Origin of the sequence: uncultured Holdemanella sp. (assembly GCF_958348295.1) — a bacterium.
In the GTDB taxonomy this organism is placed as follows: Bacteria; Bacillota_I; Bacilli_A; order Erysipelotrichales; family Erysipelotrichaceae; genus Holdemanella.
Window position 1 is genome coordinate 20,762 of the sequence record NZ_CATVYQ010000016.1, and the last position, 18,309, is coordinate 39,070.

Annotated in this window: 18 protein-coding genes; 2 read left to right on the forward strand and 16 right to left on the reverse strand. The window is 33.3% G+C overall.

What is annotated here, in order from left to right:
* Positions 1-2: 2 nt before the first annotated feature.
* The 5 genes from Q3907_RS04470 to Q3907_RS04490 all read right to left on the reverse strand — a co-directional run bounded on the left by Q3907_RS04470 (position 3) and on the right by Q3907_RS04490 (position 6,648).
* Positions 3-1,073: a CamS family sex pheromone protein gene (locus tag Q3907_RS04470; RefSeq protein WP_295642617.1), complete on the reverse strand. Its 1,071-nt coding sequence runs from the start codon at positions 1,071-1,073 to the stop codon at positions 3-5.
* Positions 1,060-3,054: an NAD-dependent DNA ligase LigA gene (ligA, locus tag Q3907_RS04475; RefSeq protein ID WP_301897430.1), complete on the reverse strand. Its 1,995-nt coding sequence runs from the start codon at positions 3,052-3,054 to the stop codon at positions 1,060-1,062. The genes Q3907_RS04470 and ligA overlap by 14 nt, the downstream gene beginning before the upstream one ends.
* Before the next feature lie 9 nt (positions 3,055-3,063).
* The gene (locus tag Q3907_RS04480) at positions 3,064-5,241 is read right to left on the reverse strand and encodes an ATP-dependent helicase (RefSeq protein ID WP_301897431.1); all 2,178 of its coding nucleotides are present in this window, start codon (positions 5,239-5,241) and stop codon (positions 3,064-3,066) included.
* Between the two features lie 73 nt (positions 5,242-5,314).
* Positions 5,315-5,461 (reverse strand): hypothetical protein, encoded by a 147-nt coding sequence (locus Q3907_RS04485; RefSeq protein WP_301897433.1) that lies wholly within the window; start codon positions 5,459-5,461, stop codon positions 5,315-5,317.
* Between the two features lie 5 nt (positions 5,462-5,466).
* Positions 5,467-6,648 carry a hypothetical protein gene (locus Q3907_RS04490; protein WP_301897435.1) on the reverse strand — a complete coding sequence of 394 codons (1,182 nt, stop codon included), beginning with the start codon at positions 6,646-6,648 and terminating at the stop codon, positions 5,467-5,469.
* Between the two features lie 88 nt (positions 6,649-6,736).
* Between Q3907_RS04490 and Q3907_RS04495 the strand changes: the two genes are divergently transcribed.
* Positions 6,737-7,609 (forward strand): class I SAM-dependent methyltransferase, encoded by an 873-nt coding sequence (locus Q3907_RS04495; protein ID WP_301897437.1) that lies wholly within the window; start codon positions 6,737-6,739, stop codon positions 7,607-7,609.
* Between the two features lie 46 nt (positions 7,610-7,655).
* On the opposite strand, the gene Q3907_RS04500 is transcribed toward Q3907_RS04495, so the two are convergent.
* Positions 7,656-8,381 (reverse strand): hypothetical protein, encoded by a 726-nt coding sequence (locus Q3907_RS04500; protein ID WP_278464679.1) that lies wholly within the window; start codon positions 8,379-8,381, stop codon positions 7,656-7,658.
* Between the two features lie 59 nt (positions 8,382-8,440).
* Between Q3907_RS04500 and Q3907_RS04505 the strand changes: the two genes are divergently transcribed.
* Positions 8,441-9,100, forward strand: a complete 660-nt coding sequence (locus Q3907_RS04505; protein ID WP_301897439.1) for a carboxylesterase — start codon at positions 8,441-8,443, stop codon at positions 9,098-9,100.
* A gap of 622 nt (positions 9,101-9,722) precedes the next feature.
* On the opposite strand, the gene Q3907_RS04510 is transcribed toward Q3907_RS04505, so the two are convergent.
* From Q3907_RS04510 to Q3907_RS04555, 10 genes are all read right to left on the reverse strand, one after another.
* Positions 9,723-10,025: a hypothetical protein gene (locus Q3907_RS04510; protein ID WP_003864223.1), complete on the reverse strand. Its 303-nt coding sequence runs from the start codon at positions 10,023-10,025 to the stop codon at positions 9,723-9,725.
* 24 nt (positions 10,026-10,049) lie between these two features.
* Positions 10,050-11,630: an AAA family ATPase gene (locus tag Q3907_RS04515; protein ID WP_301897444.1), complete on the reverse strand. Its 1,581-nt coding sequence runs from the start codon at positions 11,628-11,630 to the stop codon at positions 10,050-10,052.
* A 78-nt stretch (positions 11,631-11,708) separates the two neighbouring features.
* Entirely contained in the window at positions 11,709-13,058 is a 1,350-nt protein-coding gene (locus tag Q3907_RS04520; RefSeq protein ID WP_301897445.1) for an MATE family efflux transporter, read from the reverse strand.
* Between the two features lies 1 nt (position 13,059).
* Positions 13,060-13,713 carry an HAD family phosphatase gene (locus Q3907_RS04525; protein WP_301897447.1) on the reverse strand — a complete coding sequence of 218 codons (654 nt, stop codon included), beginning with the start codon at positions 13,711-13,713 and terminating at the stop codon, positions 13,060-13,062.
* 49 nt (positions 13,714-13,762) lie between these two features.
* Positions 13,763-14,827, reverse strand: coding sequence for an SIS domain-containing protein (locus tag Q3907_RS04530; protein WP_301897449.1), 1,065 nt, complete (start codon positions 14,825-14,827; stop codon positions 13,763-13,765).
* Between the two features lies 1 nt (position 14,828).
* The gene (locus Q3907_RS04535; protein ID WP_295642649.1) at positions 14,829-15,254 is read right to left on the reverse strand and encodes a PTS sugar transporter subunit IIA; all 426 of its coding nucleotides are present in this window, start codon (positions 15,252-15,254) and stop codon (positions 14,829-14,831) included.
* Positions 15,248-15,880: an HAD family phosphatase gene (locus Q3907_RS04540; protein WP_118324427.1), complete on the reverse strand. Its 633-nt coding sequence runs from the start codon at positions 15,878-15,880 to the stop codon at positions 15,248-15,250. Before Q3907_RS04540 ends, Q3907_RS04535 begins: the two co-directional genes overlap by 7 nt.
* Positions 15,880-16,965 (reverse strand): SIS domain-containing protein, encoded by a 1,086-nt coding sequence (locus Q3907_RS04545; protein WP_301897456.1) that lies wholly within the window; start codon positions 16,963-16,965, stop codon positions 15,880-15,882. Before Q3907_RS04545 ends, Q3907_RS04540 begins: the two co-directional genes overlap by 1 nt.
* 13 nt (positions 16,966-16,978) lie before the next feature.
* Positions 16,979-17,452 carry a PTS sugar transporter subunit IIB gene (locus Q3907_RS04550; RefSeq protein WP_040466068.1) on the reverse strand — a complete coding sequence of 158 codons (474 nt, stop codon included), beginning with the start codon at positions 17,450-17,452 and terminating at the stop codon, positions 16,979-16,981.
* A 9-nt stretch (positions 17,453-17,461) separates the two neighbouring features.
* Positions 17,462-18,298, reverse strand: a complete 837-nt coding sequence (locus Q3907_RS04555) for a PTS system mannose/fructose/sorbose family transporter subunit IID (protein WP_118324426.1) — start codon at positions 18,296-18,298, stop codon at positions 17,462-17,464.
* Positions 18,299-18,309: the final 11 nt, after the last annotated feature.

Consider the following 18,309-nt stretch of genomic DNA (forward strand, 5'->3'; position numbering starts at 1 on the left):
TCCTATACCTTACTGATCACAACACATTCGCTTGAACCAGATTTTCTTTCTATTAATGCATACACTGTATCATCATTTAAAACTGTAATCAAATAGTCACACTTTTTAGATTCAAAAGTAGTCATTTGATCTTTTGCATGTTCAATCACCGCTAATATTTCTCCAGCCGTTTTTCCATGTGCTGTAATTGTTAAATTTAATTTCTTCATTTTTTTCGATTCAAATTTAGCTTCCCCAGTAACATATGTGTTATCTGGAAGTACCTTTGAAATTTCTTCTTTAAAAGCCGCAAATTCACTGGCTGCAGTGGCATCTAATTCTGTGAAACGTGAGCTAGGTACAAGTGTCCATTCTTCGTTTAAAGAATTGAAGCTTCCTTGTCCACCTTTATAATAACCTTCGTAAACATAGCCACCTTTTTCTGTTGTATTGGTATCGTCTAAACGATATGCTGCAATATAAATAGGAATATTTTTATTAATTTCATTAAAACGTTCATGCATATAGGAAGCTAGTTTAGAGAAAGTAACTTCTAAATAATTTTTCATCTTTTCATCTGTAATATCTACGCTAGTTCCATCTGATGTTGTTAAATCTCCGTTCACAACCAAGCCTAAAGAAATACCTTTTAGTGTATCATTTGTATACCAGTCTAATTCGTAAATATCCACTAAAACCGCCGCATTTGTAACGATTCCATTCCCTGTGTCAAATTCTTCATCTGCACTTGGATTTAAACCATTTGGATTCCCATCACGAACCGTTCCTAACAATCCTCTTGAACCATCTGTCGCATCTAATTCATCATAGTCTAAGAATTGATGTATTTTATATCCAACAGATGAAGTTGAAAAATGTTTTTTCGAAAGTTCCATCAATCCACTTTCCATTTCAACACGCAAATCCGTGTCATGAATCAAACCAACATGCTTACTTCTAGTATCACTTGCATCATATGGTAAAATAGCTTGATATGCATCATCTTCTAACGCACTTGCTTGATTTTTATTTCCGGTAGAACAAGCACACAGACTCAACGCCAATAAACCAATTAATAATTTATTCTTTCGCATTTTCTACCTCCTGTACAAACTCTTCTTCACTCATTGTCAGAACCCCTAGATTTTGTGCTTTTGTCAATTTAGATCCAGCGGCTACGCCATAAATTACATAATCTGTCTTCTTAGAAACTGAGCCTGATACATTTGCACCTAATGATTCTAGAATAGCTTTTGCCTCATTGCGTGTATAATGCTCCAAAGTTCCAGTTAAAACACAGGTTTTATTTGTGAAACGACTTTCTACGATTTGTTTCTTTTCTTGTGTAAACGTACATCCAACACTCTTTAAAACATCGATCAAATGACAGTTCTTTTCTTCTTTAAAAAATGCAATAACACTTTGAGCTGTAATCAAACCAATATCATGAATCAAAATCAAATCATCAATACTTGCCTGCATTAATGCATCAATATCACCAAACTGCTCTGCTAAAATCATAGCTGCTTTTTTACCAACTTGGCGAATGCCTAATCCATATAAAATAACACCTAACGGTTGTTTTTTACTATTTTCAATAGATTCTAGCAATTTATCAACTGACTTTTTCTGATATCCAGGCTTTTCAATCAATTCATCATAATAACGATTTAAAAAATAAATATCTTCAATCGAATTCAAATAGCCCCATTCATGTAGTTGTTCAATTTTCTTATCACCTAAAGTATCAATATTCATTGCATCTCTAGACGCAAAATGAATCATACTTTCAACAACACGGGCAGGGCAATCTTGATTTATACAATAGTGAGCAGCTTCATCAGGTAAACGAACTAAGTGTGAACCACAAATTGGACAAGTCGTTGGAAACTTGTATGGCACTTGTGTTCCATCTCTTCTTTCAGGAACGCTTGTTACCACTTCTGGAATAATTTCTCCAGCCTTTCGAACAACAACAATATCACCAATACGAAGATCTTTATTGACAATCATATCTTCATTATGAAGTTGAGCAGCACTCACTGTAGTTCCAGCAACACGTACTGGTTCTAATACGGCATTCGGTGTAATTTTCCCTGTACGCCCTACTGTAATCACAATGTCTTTTAATCGTGTCAATACTTCTTGTGCTGGAAATTTATAGGCTGTGGCATAACGAGGCACTTTTGCCGTACTTCCAAGCCTTCTTTGATCCGCTAAATTATTTAATTTAATGACCATACCATCGATTTCATATGGCAGATCCTCACGTTTTTCTTGAATTTCTTGAATAAATTGCCAAATCTGCTCAACCGTTGTACAAACTTTTCGCAATGGATTGGTTCTAAAATGCATCTTAGACATTGCTTGCAATGCTTCTTCTTGTGTTTGTACAGCAAAATCGGAAGCATTCTGGAAATAATACCAATAGGCATCTAATTTACGGCTAGCACATACGCTTGAATCCAATTGTCGAATGCTTCCTGCAGCTGCATTTCTTGGATTCGCAAAAGGGGCTAAGCCTTTTTCTTCTTGTCTTTTATTTAATTGTTCAAAGCTAGCCTTAGGCATATAGACTTCACCACGAACTTCAACATGACGCATTTCAGGAATATGCATAGGTATGGAAAGAATGGTTTTTACATTGTTTGAAACATCTTCTCCAACAATTCCATCCCCTCTTGTCACGGCTCTAGTAAAGTTTCCATCATCATAAAGTAAAGCCATCGCCAGTCCATCGTATTTGCATTCTACGACAAATTCTGGGTTGGAAACACTTTCTGAGATTCTTTGAACAAATTCTTCAATTTCTTCTTTATTAAAAACATTTGACAAAGAAAGCATCTGCGTATCATGTGTCACTTTTTCAAAGCCATCAAGTACTGAACCAATGATTCTTTGACTAGGACTATTCGCATCGTACATTTCTGGATGCTTATCTTCTAATACCATCAGTTCCTGCATTAAACGATCATATTCTTGGTCTGTTACACTCGGATTGTCATATACATAATATTCGATTGAATATTTTTCTAGTTCTTTACGTAATTCTAAAATTCTTGCCTTTTCATCCATCATACTCACCTAAGCTTTCTTTAAAGAAGGATGAGATGCATTTAACTTTTTCACACCAATCGTATGGCCAAAGGCAATGGTTGCGACATCTCCACGAATTTCAAGGACAACACCCTGACCGTAAATCGTATGTTCGACGGCATCCCCTTTACGTAAACGCACCTTCTTTTTATTGGCTGCAAGCTTAGAAGGCCTTCCTGTTAAAGTTTGTGAAACAACTGTTTTCGAGTGTTTAGAAACTTCCTCTTTTTCTTCTTGCACAATATATTCCATTGGGATTTCAGCTCTAAAACGACTAGGTGTTTTAAATGCATCTTGCATATAACTAAAACCTGTATTCCATGAAATATATAATGTTTTCTTAGCACGTGTCATCGCTACATATAAAAGTCTTCTTTCTTCTTCTAAAGCTTTCATACCACCTTCATCACAAGCTCTTGAACTTGGGAATACACCATCATTAAAGTTAACTAAGAAAACTGTATCAAACTCTAATCCTTTTGCAGCATGTACCGTCATTAGACTAACTGTGTTTTCACTTGTCTCTTGTGTTTTATCTGTAAATAAGGCAATGTCTTGTAAATAAGATTCTAAAGTCATTTCAGGATCTTCAATCATACTTTGGGCAATGTCTTCTTTTAATTCTTTTAAGTTATCAATACGGTCCTGACCACTTTCTCGATCTTCTTTCAACATCGAAATATAGCCAGTTGTATCTAATACGTAGTCTAAAAAGTCTTCCAAGGCATAATGTTCTCTATTTTCACGTAGATCTTCAATCAAATCCACAAACATTTCACATTTTTTCGTAACCGCTGTACTTAATCCGATTGGATCTTTCATAACATCATATAAATTCATATGCCTTTGAGCTGCTTGTTTTTGAAGATTTTCGATTGTACGAGCCCCAATACCACGGCGTGGCACATTGATAACACGAAGCACAGCTAAATCTAAAGCCATCTGGTCCGGATCTTCTTCATTGCGATTTGTACATAATCTTAAATAACATAAAGCATCTTTAATTTCTTGTCTTTCATAGAAGCGAATACCACCATAAATTACGTATGGAATTCCTACGGATTTAAAGATACGTTCAAATGCACGTGACGAGTAGTTTGAACGATAAAGAATGGCCATATCTTTATATTCCAAACCTTTTTTATGTTTTTCATTGATTTGACGAGCCACAAAGATAGGTTCTTCACTATCTTCTTTTCCTTCAAACATTGTGATTTTTTCATCACCAGGAAGTTTTGTATATAAATCTTTATCAATACGTTCCTTATTGTATTTAATAACCGCATTACTTGCATCTAGAATTGGTTGTGTTGAACGATAATTCTCATTTAAAATAACGGTTTTACATGGTTCAAAATCCTTATTAAACTTTAAGATAATATCAACACTGGCTCCACGCCAAGTATAGATTGTCTGGTCTGGATCTCCTACAACACATAAGTGCGTGTTTTTACCAGTTAATAATTTAATAATTCCATACTGAATAGGGTCCACGTCCTGGAACTCATCAACATGAATGTAGTCTAAACGATTTTGCCATTTTTCTCGAACACTAGAAACACTATTTAATAAGCGATGTCCTTCTAATAATAAATCATCAAAATCCATAGCTTTCATTTCATTACGACGTGCTTCGTAACCTGCATAGATTTTAGCTAAAGTGATACTTACATCATCCATAGCCATATTACTTGCCATTTGTGGATCAATATAGTTTGTCTTATAAGCACTAATAGCACCTAATGCACGATTATAAGAAATCGTTGTTTTATCCACTTCTAATGTTTTATAAATAGGTTTTAAGATAGCCTTTTGATCTTCTGGATCCATAATTGCGAATGTTTTTGGATATCCAATCAAGTCAGCATCTTCTCTGAGCATTCTTACACATAAAGAGTGAATGGTTGAAATACGTACCACACTTGCCATACTGCCAAGTTGTGCAGTTAAACGTGTTTTCATTTCATTAGCTGCTTTATTTGTGAATGTAATGGCCAAAATGCGATTTGGTAAAATACCACAATCCTGGACCAAATAAACAATACGTGCCATTAAGACACGTGTTTTTCCACTACCTGCACCCGCAATAATACGAACGTGTTCATTAATTGTCGTTGCGGCAGTTCTTTGATTTTCATTTAATGTATCTAATATTGAGTTACTCATAATTTTTAATCACCGTATCAATTTTACCATAAAACACAAAAAAAGTGCTCAGAAATATGAGCACTCCATTCTACTATTTATTGGTTATACCCTTCGCAATCGCTTTAACAATTTCTACCTTCTTATATTTTGGTGTTAATGCTGTAGGAATAAATCCATAATCCATCAACAATTGATCAACAGATGAATAACCATTTGCTTTCGCTATCTTTTCTAACACTTTACCTAATCTTGTTGTGTTTTAGTAAAACCAGACTCCTTAATGCATTGTTCTAAGAATTTCAAATCTTTTTCTTTAGCACATACATCATGGAAATATAAGAATTTTTCTTTATAACGAAGCACAGCCTCTAATACATAGATTCCGTCTTCTTGCCATGAATCCATCCAAATTGTTTTCTTATCATATTGAATTGGATCTTGTTCCATAATATGATCTAAGTTTGTGACAATACCCGGTTGTTTACTGGCCTGAATCAACCAATCCCATTGCGCTTCATCTGTATACGGAGACATTAAACATAAGGCTTGATTTACTGGATCATAGCTTCTTTCAGCTGCACCGCTGGCAACAACTCTTGCATCTTCAAATAAATGATACACTTCTTTAATACGATATTGAATCGCTTCTTGCTCCATATTTTTGGCATTCTGTAATTTATTTTCCCTACCCAACTTTTCACATAAGTCTGCATAGGCATCTAATGGAAGATCTACATTCGTATCCTTTTCATAAGCCGCCTCGATATATTCACAAATATCATTGGCATGCTTAATTGTTGTTTCATTCATTAATGTATACTTTCCAACACCTTCTTTGGCAAGTAAAGTTAATGCACAATTCTTATAGAATTTGGCATCTCTTTCCCAATTGTTCCATACATAGAAAGAATCCATCAAGTCACGAGTATTCATATGTTTAAATTCTTTTAAATCCAAATCCCCCTGACTTGTAAGAATGCGATTTTCTTTTTGAAGAGGTAAGAAATACGTTTCATCATACATATAATTTTGTTGGCGCATCACTTCATTTTCCAAAAGAACGCCACGAATATAATCCATTTCATCCTCATACATAGAACTCAATCGATCAAAATCTTCATCCTTATCAAATTCCATATCATCCATTAGTTCATATTCACCAGGAATTTCTTCCTGAATATCTTTAAATATATCTACCACAAACGCATGAAATCCTGGACCTGCATGACGTGTATTAGCACGTAAAACCATATCGCCATCTTCTTCTGTCACAACAATTTTTCCTTGTGGACAAACTAAGATATCAACATGATCATAACGATCTTCAATTTGCACTTCTTCTCGTCTTGCGATCAGTCCTAAAACTTCATACAATTCATTCATTTCTTTTTCATTTCGATCTTTACAAATCATTTGAACAAACATGTTAAAACCTCCTTCTAGAGTCACACTCTATTATATCATAGTTGGCAAATGTATGTTATAATAATACGGTTAAAGGAGAACTAAAAGTATGAATCAAATTGCTAAAGAATGGCAAGACTATGAAGTTATTGATACTGGAAATAAAGAAAAATTAGAAAGATGGAATCAAACGATCCTTAGAAGACCGGATCCTGTGGCAATCTGGCCTATTGAAGATGAGCGTGCATGGAATAAAGCGGATGCCGTATATCACCGTTCTAAATCCGGTGGTGGTCATTGGGAAATGAAAAAGCCTGTTAAAGAATTCTGGACAATCGGTTACAAAGGATTACGCTTTAAAATCAGTCCAACCGGATTTAAACACACGGGACTATTCCCTGAACAAGCTAGCAACTGGGATTTTATGGCCCATAAGATCAAAGAATCAAAACGTGATGATTTAAGAATCTTAAATCTATTTGCCTATACAGGTGGTGCTACCATGGCCTGCTCAAAAGCTGGAGCGAAAGAAGTTGTGCATGTAGATGCTTCAAAAGGTATGATTCAATGGGCAAAAGAAAACATGCAACTTTCGAATTTACAAGATCATACGATTCGTTTTATTGTGGACGATTGTATTAAATTTGTAAAAAGAGAACAAAGAAGAGGAAGAAAATACGATGGTATCGTCATGGATCCACCTAGTTATGGTAGAGGTCCAAATGGTGAACTTTGGAAATTGGAAGAAGAATTATTCCCATTGATTCAAGAATGTATGAAGATTTTAAGTGATGATGCCCTATTCTTTATTGTGAACTGTTATACAACTGGATTTAGTTGTTCAACACTCAATGAAGCTTTATCTAGATCGATTCAAAAAGAAAAAGGTGGACACATTGAATGTGGTGAAAACCTACTTCCTGTTACGACAAATGATAGTGTATTACCATGTGGAATCTTTGGAAGATGGACAAATGACTAGTCCATCTTTTTTTGTTTAGAAAAAGAAAAAAGGAAGAAAACTCTTCCTAACAAACCATCCACTCGGGATAGAATTGAATCCCATTTTTGATCATACGATGAATCAACGGTCTTCCTAAAGTCTGAAAATAATGTTCAATCGTTGTGACTTGTAAAACCAAAAGATCTGCCGTTTTTCCAATTTCAATCGATCCACGATCTAGTAAATTAAATTCTTTAGCTGGCATAGACGTCATACTTTCTAATAATGTTCTCGAACACACTCGATGTGTTTGAAACAATACATAACTCATAGGTGCCATACTATATACGTAGGAGTTTGGAAGTCCAAATCCACAACTCATTAAAAAAGTTTCTGGAATTTTATCATTTAATTCATTTAAACGATGTAAAACCGGAAGCTTCGGCTGATTCTTTTTATAAAATACATCCTGCTCTAATTTCATTCTTTGCGAATTTGGATTGTCACAAATCAAAGTTAAAATTCCATTTTGACGCATCGCATACAACGCATTGATATCTTGTCTTAATTGATCCCCCAAACGTACGTGCGTAAAACTTTTATATTGACAATCAATAAAAGCTGGCACGACACACTCGCCTTGCGCATCAATGACACGTGTTGCAGGATCTAGCCATTCTTTATAAGAACCCGTATTAATTTCAATAATCTTATCATGATGACATGCAATAAAGGCATGATGTAAGATTGTAAAATCCTTATCACATGTATATAAATTTTCAATATTTTTAATCAGTAAAGTTGCCTTCATGATACATGTGACCTTCCTTTCAATAGATGTTATAATAATTATACAACGAGGTGATGCGAATGTCTTTATTTAATCGAAGAAAGAAACCTATAATAGTAACAATCCATGGATTTGGAAGAAATCTAAGTCATGAATTCGATCCATTAGCGCGCTATTTAAAGGCTAAAAAATATGAAGTGATTCAATTTGATATGTATGATTTAAACAATCCAAATGATGCCAACTACAAAGATTGGGTACAAAGATGTGAAGCCAAATTAAGTCTTGCCATTAAAGAAAATCCCAATGTCATTCTAATTGGATTCTCCATGGGAGGTGTAATCGCCAGTTATTTGGCTAGCATTTATAAAGTGCAATCCTTAATCCTTTGTGCACCGGCCTTTGAATATCTTGACATCAAAAAAGTAACAGGCTTATTTAAAAAATCCGACAAAGAAAAGAAAGGCCCAAGCTCAAAGCAGTACCAAACCTTCACAAAGATTGTTTCTCAATATAAAGAATCCATTTCTCAAATCGAATGTCCAATCCTTATGTTGCACGGAACAAGTGATGAAGTGATTGCTCCATCAAGTTCTACTCATGCCTATAAAAAGATTCCAGCACAAAAGAAACGCCTGATTTATATTGAGGATGCCAAACATAGAATGTTGTATGATGGAAGAATGGAACAGACTGTATTTACAATCATCGAACAAATGCTTGAAAATAAAATATTCTAAAAAGCTGTCGAATAAGACAGCTTTTTCATTACCTATAGTTTTAATCAGTTCCTTGTAAAATTCAACAGCTAAACTTAACTTATCTACACTAAAGTTTTCATTTTCTAAATGAACTGAAGCATATTGTTGATTATCAATATCAATTGGCACAAAACGAATAACTGTATCACAATTATAAGTAAAACGTCTCGCATCCGTTCCTGCAGGAAGAATAAATGGTACAGCAGCGGCATAGTTAAATACTTTTTCTACTGTTTGTTCACATAGGCATAGCCCTTACTCTTTAATGAAGAAGGCTTATAGTATTCATTTTCTTCAACAAGGATTTCAACGTCATACTTACTCGCAATCTGCTTCAATCAACCAATAATCATGCCCATTTAACAACTCATCTTCTCACTCTGACAAAAAGAAAAAGTATGATTTAACATAAATAAATACTCAAATGTATATTCTATTATTGCCGGCTATAAAATATGCTTTATCTAAAGTTATTTTAGCAAGCTTTCTTTTCCACTTGCACCTACAAGGACTTTTTTATTGACTTCATTTGCACCTAGAAGGACTTTTTCTGTCTTGTGATTTGCACCTACAAAGAAAAAAAGCCTGTATTTCTACAAGCTTAGTCACCAATAATTGAATAAAACTGATCATAAGAAGGTTTTAATACTTCATATACATCTGGCTGAATACGATATTGTGTATAATCGCGCAATCTTCCATCCTCTTCTTTTTCAATGACCCTTCTTTCGATCATTTTTTTATTCTTTAATAATCCGCCCTGTTTGACATCCCCCTTATATTCCAAAGGTTCATTATCATTATCTAATAGTTCTTCAAACAAAGCCTTATCCTTTTTATTTAAGGATGTCATAAAATTCCATAAATCTGGAACATTCATCTTTTTCTCTTTCTTAAAAAACATAATTATCACCTATTTTTAACACCATTAAAACTTCTCTATTTTACAACCATGTTCTTTTGTCTTGGAATCATAAGTAATTCCAACCAATAATAAATTATCGGTATATTCTTGAATAGATTGAGGATATACTTTTTCCTTGATTTGATCTAATGCACTTTGAACATTACGATTCCATTTTAGCTCCACCAATAAGGCTGGATAATAATCTTTATATTCAGGTTTAGGGATATAAACAAAATCCGCAAATCCTCTTCCTGTTGGCAATTCTCGTATTGGTTTAAAATAATATTTCAAAGTTGATAAATACGCAATCGTTAAAACACTGCTCAAACCATTTTCATTATGATATGTAATATTAGAAGCATACGTATTATGAATCTTTTCCATTTGTTTAGCTACAACTTCTGTCTCCATTTGACAAGTTGCTTCTAAAATGGTATCCGATTCCCTTTCAAATTGAATCAAATCATTCCATTTATCTTCTGAAACAGAATTCACAAATTCTTGCCGAATTTCTTCATTTGGAATAAATACCGTCTTATTTGTTTGATTGTATCCCAAATATCCTAAATGAACCAATGCCGTTAAGACATCATCCATATTTTTAAATGAAATCATATCATTTTGAAAAGACGTTGTCTGCATCTTCACTTCATTACCACTTAACATTTCTAAAACAGCTTCTTTTAAGCCATCAAAATTCATTTGAATCAAACTATGAATCGATTCATAGCTACTCGTCTGTGCCCAATAACTTTGAAACACACCTAAAGTAAATAAACTAACAACGGCTTTCGGATTATATACATGCTGATGATTTAAGTAATATCCATCATACCATTTTTTAATTCTCTCAAAATCTATATTGTATTTATTACTTAATCCTTTTACTTCCCCCTCTGTAAATCCGATAAAAGAAGCCAATGGACCTGGATTCAACATTGTATATTCATCAAAATTATTCAATGCGGACTGTGTCATCATTCTTTTGATTGGTAAAATACCTGTTAAATACGCTAATGCGATATAACGAGAAGGTTGTGATCCTTTAAATAATCCTTTTAAGAAATCAATATATTCTTCTAGTAATTTTTTATTATTCGCATTATCTCGAATCAATACATCCCACTCATCAATGATTACCACAAAGCGATGTCCTGTTTCATCATTGATTTTAGAAAGTGTACCAGACAAAGAAATAATTCCATTATAGTCAATATTGGAATACTCATTCTGTAATTCATGCATACAACTCTCTTTAATATAATTGACAATATCATTTATATTTTCAACTTGGTCTTTACACCACTGTACATCAATATGAATGACATCATATTGATTTATATACTTCTCAAATGTAGAACATGAAGAAACCATATATGGCTGAAATAATTCTCTAGAATCACATCCCTTTGAATAATAAGCACAAAGCATATCGGCAGTCATGGATTTTCCAAAACGTCTTGGTCTTGAATTACAAATAAATTTAGCTGTGGTTGAAAGCACACTATTTGTATATTCAATTAAACCCGTTTTATCCACATATATTTTTGAATGAACCGCTTCATTAAAATTCGCATTATCAGGATTTAGAAATATAGACATATAAATTCCTCCTACGCCACTATTATATCAGAAAAAGACTATACTATTAAAAAAAACGAGATGTTAGTTCATCTCGCCTTACTTCACTCCATGACTTTTTAAATAAGAAGGTATGATTTTTATAAAACAAATGACAGTCACAATACATGCATAAATATCCGCTGCAGGTTGTGCATAGAAAATATTAGAAACCCCTAAAAAAGCAGGCAATAAACATGTACAGCCTAAATACATCATCTTACGATTTAATGATAAAAATAATGATAATTTTACATTAGATAATCCTGTAATTCCATCCACTAAAACATATTGAATGGACATCATTAAAATACCTAAACAGAAGATTTTAATAGCCCTATCTGCGATTGGTATAGTCATGGCATCATTAGTAAACATAGCCACAAATACATTTGAGTAACACATTGAAATGATGAACATGATCAAACAAAATAAAAACGCAAATGAAATCACAATTTTAAAGGCTTCTTTGATCTTTTTTAAATTTTGCGAACCAAAATGATACGCAAAGATAGGTTGTGTACCCGAACTAATACCAAGCAATGGCCCTGTAATCAATAAGAAATAACTTTGAGCTACAGTAATAGCCGAAATATAAATATCACCCATATTCCCACCATACTTTTGAAGCATCATATTCATCACTATTAAAATAATTGAATCGGATGCGATAATCAGAAATGGAGAAAATCCAAGTTTTACAATATGCTTCATCTTCTCTATAGATAATTCTTCTTTATGAAGTTTGATTTTCGATTTGAATCTTAAAAAACAAAGCACAAACATACACGATATAAATTGTGCTACAACTGTACCAATAGCAGCTCCAGCCACACCAATTTTAAGTGTGCGAATCAAAATAAAGTCAAAAATAATATTTGTGATGGCACCAATACATACACTTAACATCGCAATCGTGGCATAGCCCTGTCCTGTAATAAAATAATTCAATCCAATCGACATTAGGGCAAAGAAAGTTCCTAATGTATAGATTGTTAAATAGGTATTGGCATAAGGATATAGGGCATCACTGCCTCCAAACCAATAGATCAAATTGTGTTTTAAAAGAATGAATCCAAGTGTTAAACAAATAGAAAGAACAACCAACATCACAAAACTGTTATATAAGATTTGACTGGCCCTTTTCTCATTCTTTTGCCCTAAACACATTGATAGCCAAATCGAACCACCAATACCGACAAGTGTTCCAAAACTCGATAATAAAGTAACGATTGGCCCACATATTCCAACGGCTGCCAAACATAAATTTCCTACTTCTTCAATTTGTCCTACAAACATACGATCGACAATGGAATATAAAATATTGACTAACTGAGCAATCATACTCGGTATAGCTAAAGACATAACGAGTTTTATCATGGGTGTATTTTCAAAATCATTTTGACGCATTTTATATTCTGTTCTCTTTAATATAGTCTTTAGCTTCCATTAAATCTTTCGCAGTATAAACCGTCTGCTTCTTTTGTACATCTGTAGGTGCAATAATATCTGGCACTTGAATACAATCAATACCTGCTCTATAAGCTGCTTCAACACCAACTACACTATCCTCTAAGACTAGAGCATTTCTTGCGTCTGTATCCATTTTCTTTAAAACACTTAGATAAATTTCTGGATCTGGTTTACGATTTATGACTTCATCCCCACATAATACATAATCAAAACGATCATATACGCCAACTCGTTTTAATCTTTCTTCAGTAAGCTCTCTTCTTGTCGTTGTAGCGACAGCCTTTTTAATATGATATGCATCTAGAAAATCTAGGATTTCATTTAAACCTGGCTTTACTGGCACTTCCTTTTCCAACATACCATATCCAATGCGTTCCCATTCTTTAATTACCAATTCTTGAATGTCAGAAGATAAATATCGATCTAACACTTCTTTTTCATCTCTACCACTTTTACCAATCAATTTTGGAAATAAAGTAGAACCCATATTTTGAATACCATACTTATTACCCGCCTGATCAAAAGCTTCTTTCCATACACTTTCAGTATCTAACATTAACCCGTCAACATCAAAAACAACTAACTCTAACATGTGCATCCTCCCCTAGATACGAAAAGCCCATCTGGGCTTTACTTTTTAATTATACTCTAGTATTCACAAAATCTGTATAGTCGTTATTCGCATCACGATTTGGATCTAAACCATGAAGTTCAGGTACAAATACAGATATGATTTGAATCAAGTAAATGATAGAAAATATTGAATGATCCACATGATATAAATCAACAGGATAAATATAATCATCATATGCATAACTTTGATTTGTGATCAATAAAACTGGAATTTGTTTAGATTTAAGATATTCATACGTTTTATACATCAATTCCTTTTCCGTACCATCATCCAACAACAATACATGTGAAGATGTATTTAAAGATCTGTGCATACCATGTGAAAATTCTAAAATATCATTAAACATGGTTGGCATACACATTGTTTCCATTAGTTTAAGCTGGCCTTCTAAACAAGAACCAAATTGCATTCCATCACCAATCACATAGATATCTTTCATATCTTTTCCATAACTTGCATCTTTAAGCCAAGATACAAAACTATCCATTAATGATTCAAGATTCTTGATTTCATTTTTTAACTCTTCAAAATATTTTTTCACTTCTTCATTTGAAACAAATCCCTTGAAATAACCTGAATATATACCAATCAACATCAATAATAATAAAGTACAACTATACCCTTTTGTCTTGGCATTACTATCTTCTTCATCACAATGATAATAAAGAGTGTAATCTCCTAATGTATCCATAGGTGAATCTTTTACGTTTGTAAGTGTTAGAAGTGTAAAGCCTTTATCTTTCATTTGTTCTAGAACTTCTAAAACACCTCGACTCGTGCCTGTTTCACTAATTCCAATCACCAATGTCTTATCTTTATTTTCATAATTGATGGATTTGGCATTATGCTTAAAGTTACTTGGTGTATAGACATATACACGAACATGGGCCATATCACTTATAAAACTAGCAACTGAAGTAGCTGCATTATAAGAACTTCCATGTGCACATATATAAATGGTATCAAAATCCTTTACTTTTTGAATAACCTCTTTATTTTCTGGATTATTTAAGATATTCAATAAATATGTAGGCTCTTCTTCTATATACTGCCACATTATGCTTCGAATCATTTTACCACTCCTCATCCGATGAATCATCATCTGATTCTAGCTGCTTTTCAAATTTACCAATTTGAGTCTGACCAACCTCACAAGCCTTATTTGCGATTTCAATTGCACTCGATCCCATATTACGCATCATAATACATTCAATCAACATACCTAAATTTGTGCCGTAGACAACTTGGATCTTATCATTTTCTAAAGCTTCCATAACAGCCGTATTAAATGGAGATCCACTTAGTAAATCTGCGAATACGACAATTTCATCATCAAATTTACTTAATGCGTTATGCATATTTTCTTTCAATTCAGTTGCCGTATCCCCTTGTGGAAAATCAACAACTTCTATCCCTTCTAGACTTTGCATGATCAACTCTACACTTGAAGCAATGCCACTGGCAAAATGACCATGACCTGTAATAAGAATTCCTACCATATATCTTCCTCCATAATCTGTTTTAGTGAACTAATAATTAAATTTGCGTCTGTCAAATCTTGATAAAGTTTACTATTATATAATCCCATAACTTTTAGTCCTGCTTTTTTTGCAGCTTCAATTCCATACTCCGAATCTTCTACAACCCATATTTCATCTTTAGAAACACCGATTTGTTTACATGTATATTCATAAATTTCTGGATCTGGTTTTGTCCTTTTAAAATTTTCTCCACTCACAATATATTTAAAATAGGTTTCAATCTCACATTGTTTTAAAACATCTTCAATATTGTCCATTGGAGAAGATGAAGCAAGTGCCATCGTAATTTCGTTATTCTTTAAATATGCAAGTAATTCCAATACATAAGGCATGCGTATTTTTAAATAATCCACTTTATGATTTTCAAAAAATGTTTTCTTTAAATCCTGTGCCCTTTCTACACTTATGTCTAATCGACTTGCGATAAATTCGTCTTCTGTCTTTCTAGAACAACCAATAAGAAAGAGAAGTTCTTCTTTTTCAATAAAAACTCCTCTATCTTTAAAAAACTGCATAAATAATTCTTGATATTTCACTTCACTATTTATTAGGACACCATCCATATCAAAAATAATAGCTTTCATTAGTCTTTGTAGTGAGCTAAATTTTCGTCAAATGGGTTGATAGCTGTATCAATACCAATATCCTTAGCGCCTTTTGCGGCAACAAATTGGAATGGAACTGTAAACATCAATGGAGCCAAATATTTATTTGTCTTAACAGAGAATACACAGTCTCTAGGATCGTTTCCTAAATCTTTACATGTGATAAAGTGAACACGATCTGTGTATTTTTTAAAGGATTTACTGAAATCTACACTGTGTTCAAATTCAGCTTCATCACTTCCAATAATACAAATGGTTTGTTTTTTAGAAATAGCCATTGTAGGACCATGAGAATATTCTTCAATTTCATATCCCAATGCAGGAAGTCTTAACATTTCTCCAACTTTTAATTGAGCTTCAATTGCTGTTGCAAAATCAATACCATAACCTAAGAAATATAAACGATCACTATTTACAATGGTTGTGCGGTTACGATCATACCAAGCTTCACTTTCATCGACTACAGTTTGGAATTGATCTACCAATTTCTTAGTCTCATCTAAAGCTTTTTCATATTCAGCATCACTCATCTTACCAGTTACATGAGCGCATTCAACAGCCCATAGATATACAGAAATAACAGATGTTGTATATCCTTTTGTTTCTGGTGGAGTCAATTCATCTCCAACTAAAAGATGTACTTTGGTATCAACATATTTAGTGATTTCACTATTTAGATTCCCCGTGATTGCCAAAGTATGATAACCTTCTTGTTGTGCAAATTTCATAACTTCACAAGTCGAAATAGATGTTCCAGATTGAGAAATACCAACATATAATATTTCATCCTTCTTTAATAATCCTGACCAATCTGCTTTTTCATAATTTTTAAATACAGTTGGATATTGATATTCTGCATCAATTCCTACTAGGTGTTTGAAATAATAAGTTCCTAAAATAGATACATTATAAGATGTTCCTGAACCAAAGAAGATCACTTTCTTAATGTTATTTTTTGTGAATACATCTACAAATGGTTTCACAAACACACCTTTATTTTCGAAAACATATTTTAATCTTTCTGGTTGTTCCTTAATATACCCTAATACTGTTGGCTCTGCCATAATCGAATCCTCCTTAAAATTCTTTTGAAATGTCATCTTTTGACACATTTGGTGTTATTTGATAATACATTGGAATATTGTGTTCTTTGATTTTTTTGAATGCAGCTGCCTCTTTTTCATTCACAAACATATTGTTACGAATCTGTTTAGCACCATCTTTTGTAGACATATTACCTACAGTAACATGATCAAATGTATAGCCATAATCTAACATTTCAGCAAGTGGTTCAGGTGAACGCACTAGAATCATAACGCGAATTCCTTCATCGATTTTACGAAGCAATTTCTCTGCAGCTTTCTTCGAATCAAAAATTGACAATTTACATCTTGGTGGAGTACCAAATTTCAAAGATACTTTACGATTTTCATCATTCACGATTTCATTATCGACAATCAAAATTCGTTGCACATCAAACTGTGGAATCCAATAGCCACAAACTTGGCCATGAATCAAACGATCGTCCACACGTACTTCTACTATAGCCATAATAACCTCCTATAGGGCAATAATGCCAAATACACCTAATACAAATCCAATCACTACGATTGCTGAAATAATCTTTGTGATTTTGATATTCTTTTTAATTGCTGAATAAATACCTAATGTTGCAGCTAAAGGCAATAATTTAGGCATAATTTGATCTAAATATTCTTGAATTACAATTTTATTTCCTGAAATTGTGAATTCTAAAGGACATGATACAGTTACCCAGCTTGCGATCATACAACCAATGGCTGCCACACCAAGAATACCCGCACAATATGTAAACAATTGCATCTTTCCTGATTTTTCTAAGTCAATCAACAATTGGTTTCCACTTGTATATCCAATCTTTAATCCATAATAACGAGTTAAGAATGTTGGAATGTTGAATAAAATCAATAGAATAAATGGAGCAATTGGATTTCCTGCTTTCGCAAAACCAATTGATAATGAACAAGCCAAGATTCTAAAGATACCCCAGAAGAATGTATCTCCAATACCACTCAATGGACCCATCAAACTGACTTTGATCGCATTGATTGATGCTGGATCAAAATTAGGATCACGCTTAACACTTTCTTCCATCGCAATAGAAATTCCCATAACGAATGGTGCTGGTGCAATTGTCATATTGAAAGCTGCACTTTCACGAAGCATAGCTTGTTTTAAGCCTTCTTCATCATCTTTATAAATTTTCTTTAAAATATGTTCAATACAATATAGATAAGCAAGACCTTCCATCTTTTCATAGTTGAATGATCCAAGTAAAGTAAATGATCTCCAGAATACTTTTCTAAAATCTTTTTTTGTTATATTATTTTCAACACTAATTACATCATTTTTAGCCATGTTCTAGTCCT

Excerpts from the sequence above, each read along its gene's own strand:
- Q3907_RS04495 (WP_301897437.1), top strand. The coding sequence starts at position 6,737 with ATGAATCAAATTGCTAAAGAATGGCAAGACTATGAAGTTATTGATACT.
- Q3907_RS04550 (WP_040466068.1), bottom strand. The coding sequence starts at position 17,452 with ATGGCTATAGTAGAAGTACGTGTGGACGATCGTTTGATTCATGGCCAA.
- Q3907_RS04545 (WP_301897456.1), bottom strand. The coding sequence starts at position 16,965 with ATGGCAGAGCCAACAGTATTAGGGTATATTAAGGAACAACCAGAAAGA.
- Q3907_RS04520 (WP_301897445.1), bottom strand. The coding sequence starts at position 13,058 with ATGCGTCAAAATGATTTTGAAAATACACCCATGATAAAACTCGTTATG.
- Q3907_RS04510 (WP_003864223.1), bottom strand. The coding sequence starts at position 10,025 with ATGTTTTTTAAGAAAGAGAAAAAGATGAATGTTCCAGATTTATGGAAT.
- Q3907_RS04470 (WP_295642617.1), bottom strand. The coding sequence starts at position 1,073 with ATGCGAAAGAATAAATTATTAATTGGTTTATTGGCGTTGAGTCTGTGT.
- Q3907_RS04515 (WP_301897444.1), bottom strand. The coding sequence starts at position 11,630 with ATGTCTATATTTCTAAATCCTGATAATGCGAATTTTAATGAAGCGGTT.
- Q3907_RS04480 (WP_301897431.1), bottom strand. The coding sequence starts at position 5,241 with ATGAGTAACTCAATATTAGATACATTAAATGAAAATCAAAGAACTGCC.
- Q3907_RS04555 (WP_118324426.1), bottom strand. The coding sequence starts at position 18,298 with ATGGCTAAAAATGATGTAATTAGTGTTGAAAATAATATAACAAAAAAA.
- Q3907_RS04530 (WP_301897449.1), bottom strand. The coding sequence starts at position 14,827 with ATGATTCGAAGCATAATGTGGCAGTATATAGAAGAAGAGCCTACATAT.
- Q3907_RS04535 (WP_295642649.1), bottom strand. The coding sequence starts at position 15,254 with ATGGTAGGAATTCTTATTACAGGTCATGGTCATTTTGCCAGTGGCATT.
- Q3907_RS04525 (WP_301897447.1), bottom strand. The coding sequence starts at position 13,713 with ATGTTAGAGTTAGTTGTTTTTGATGTTGACGGGTTAATGTTAGATACT.
- Q3907_RS04540 (WP_118324427.1), bottom strand. The coding sequence starts at position 15,880 with ATGAAAGCTATTATTTTTGATATGGATGGTGTCCTAATAAATAGTGAA.
- ligA (WP_301897430.1), bottom strand. The coding sequence starts at position 3,054 with ATGGATGAAAAGGCAAGAATTTTAGAATTACGTAAAGAACTAGAAAAA.
- Q3907_RS04490 (WP_301897435.1), bottom strand. The coding sequence starts at position 6,648 with ATGTTTGTTCAAATGATTTGTAAAGATCGAAATGAAAAAGAAATGAAT.
- Q3907_RS04505 (WP_301897439.1), top strand. The coding sequence starts at position 8,441 with ATGTCTTTATTTAATCGAAGAAAGAAACCTATAATAGTAACAATCCAT.
- Q3907_RS04500 (WP_278464679.1), bottom strand. The coding sequence starts at position 8,381 with ATGAAGGCAACTTTACTGATTAAAAATATTGAAAATTTATATACATGT.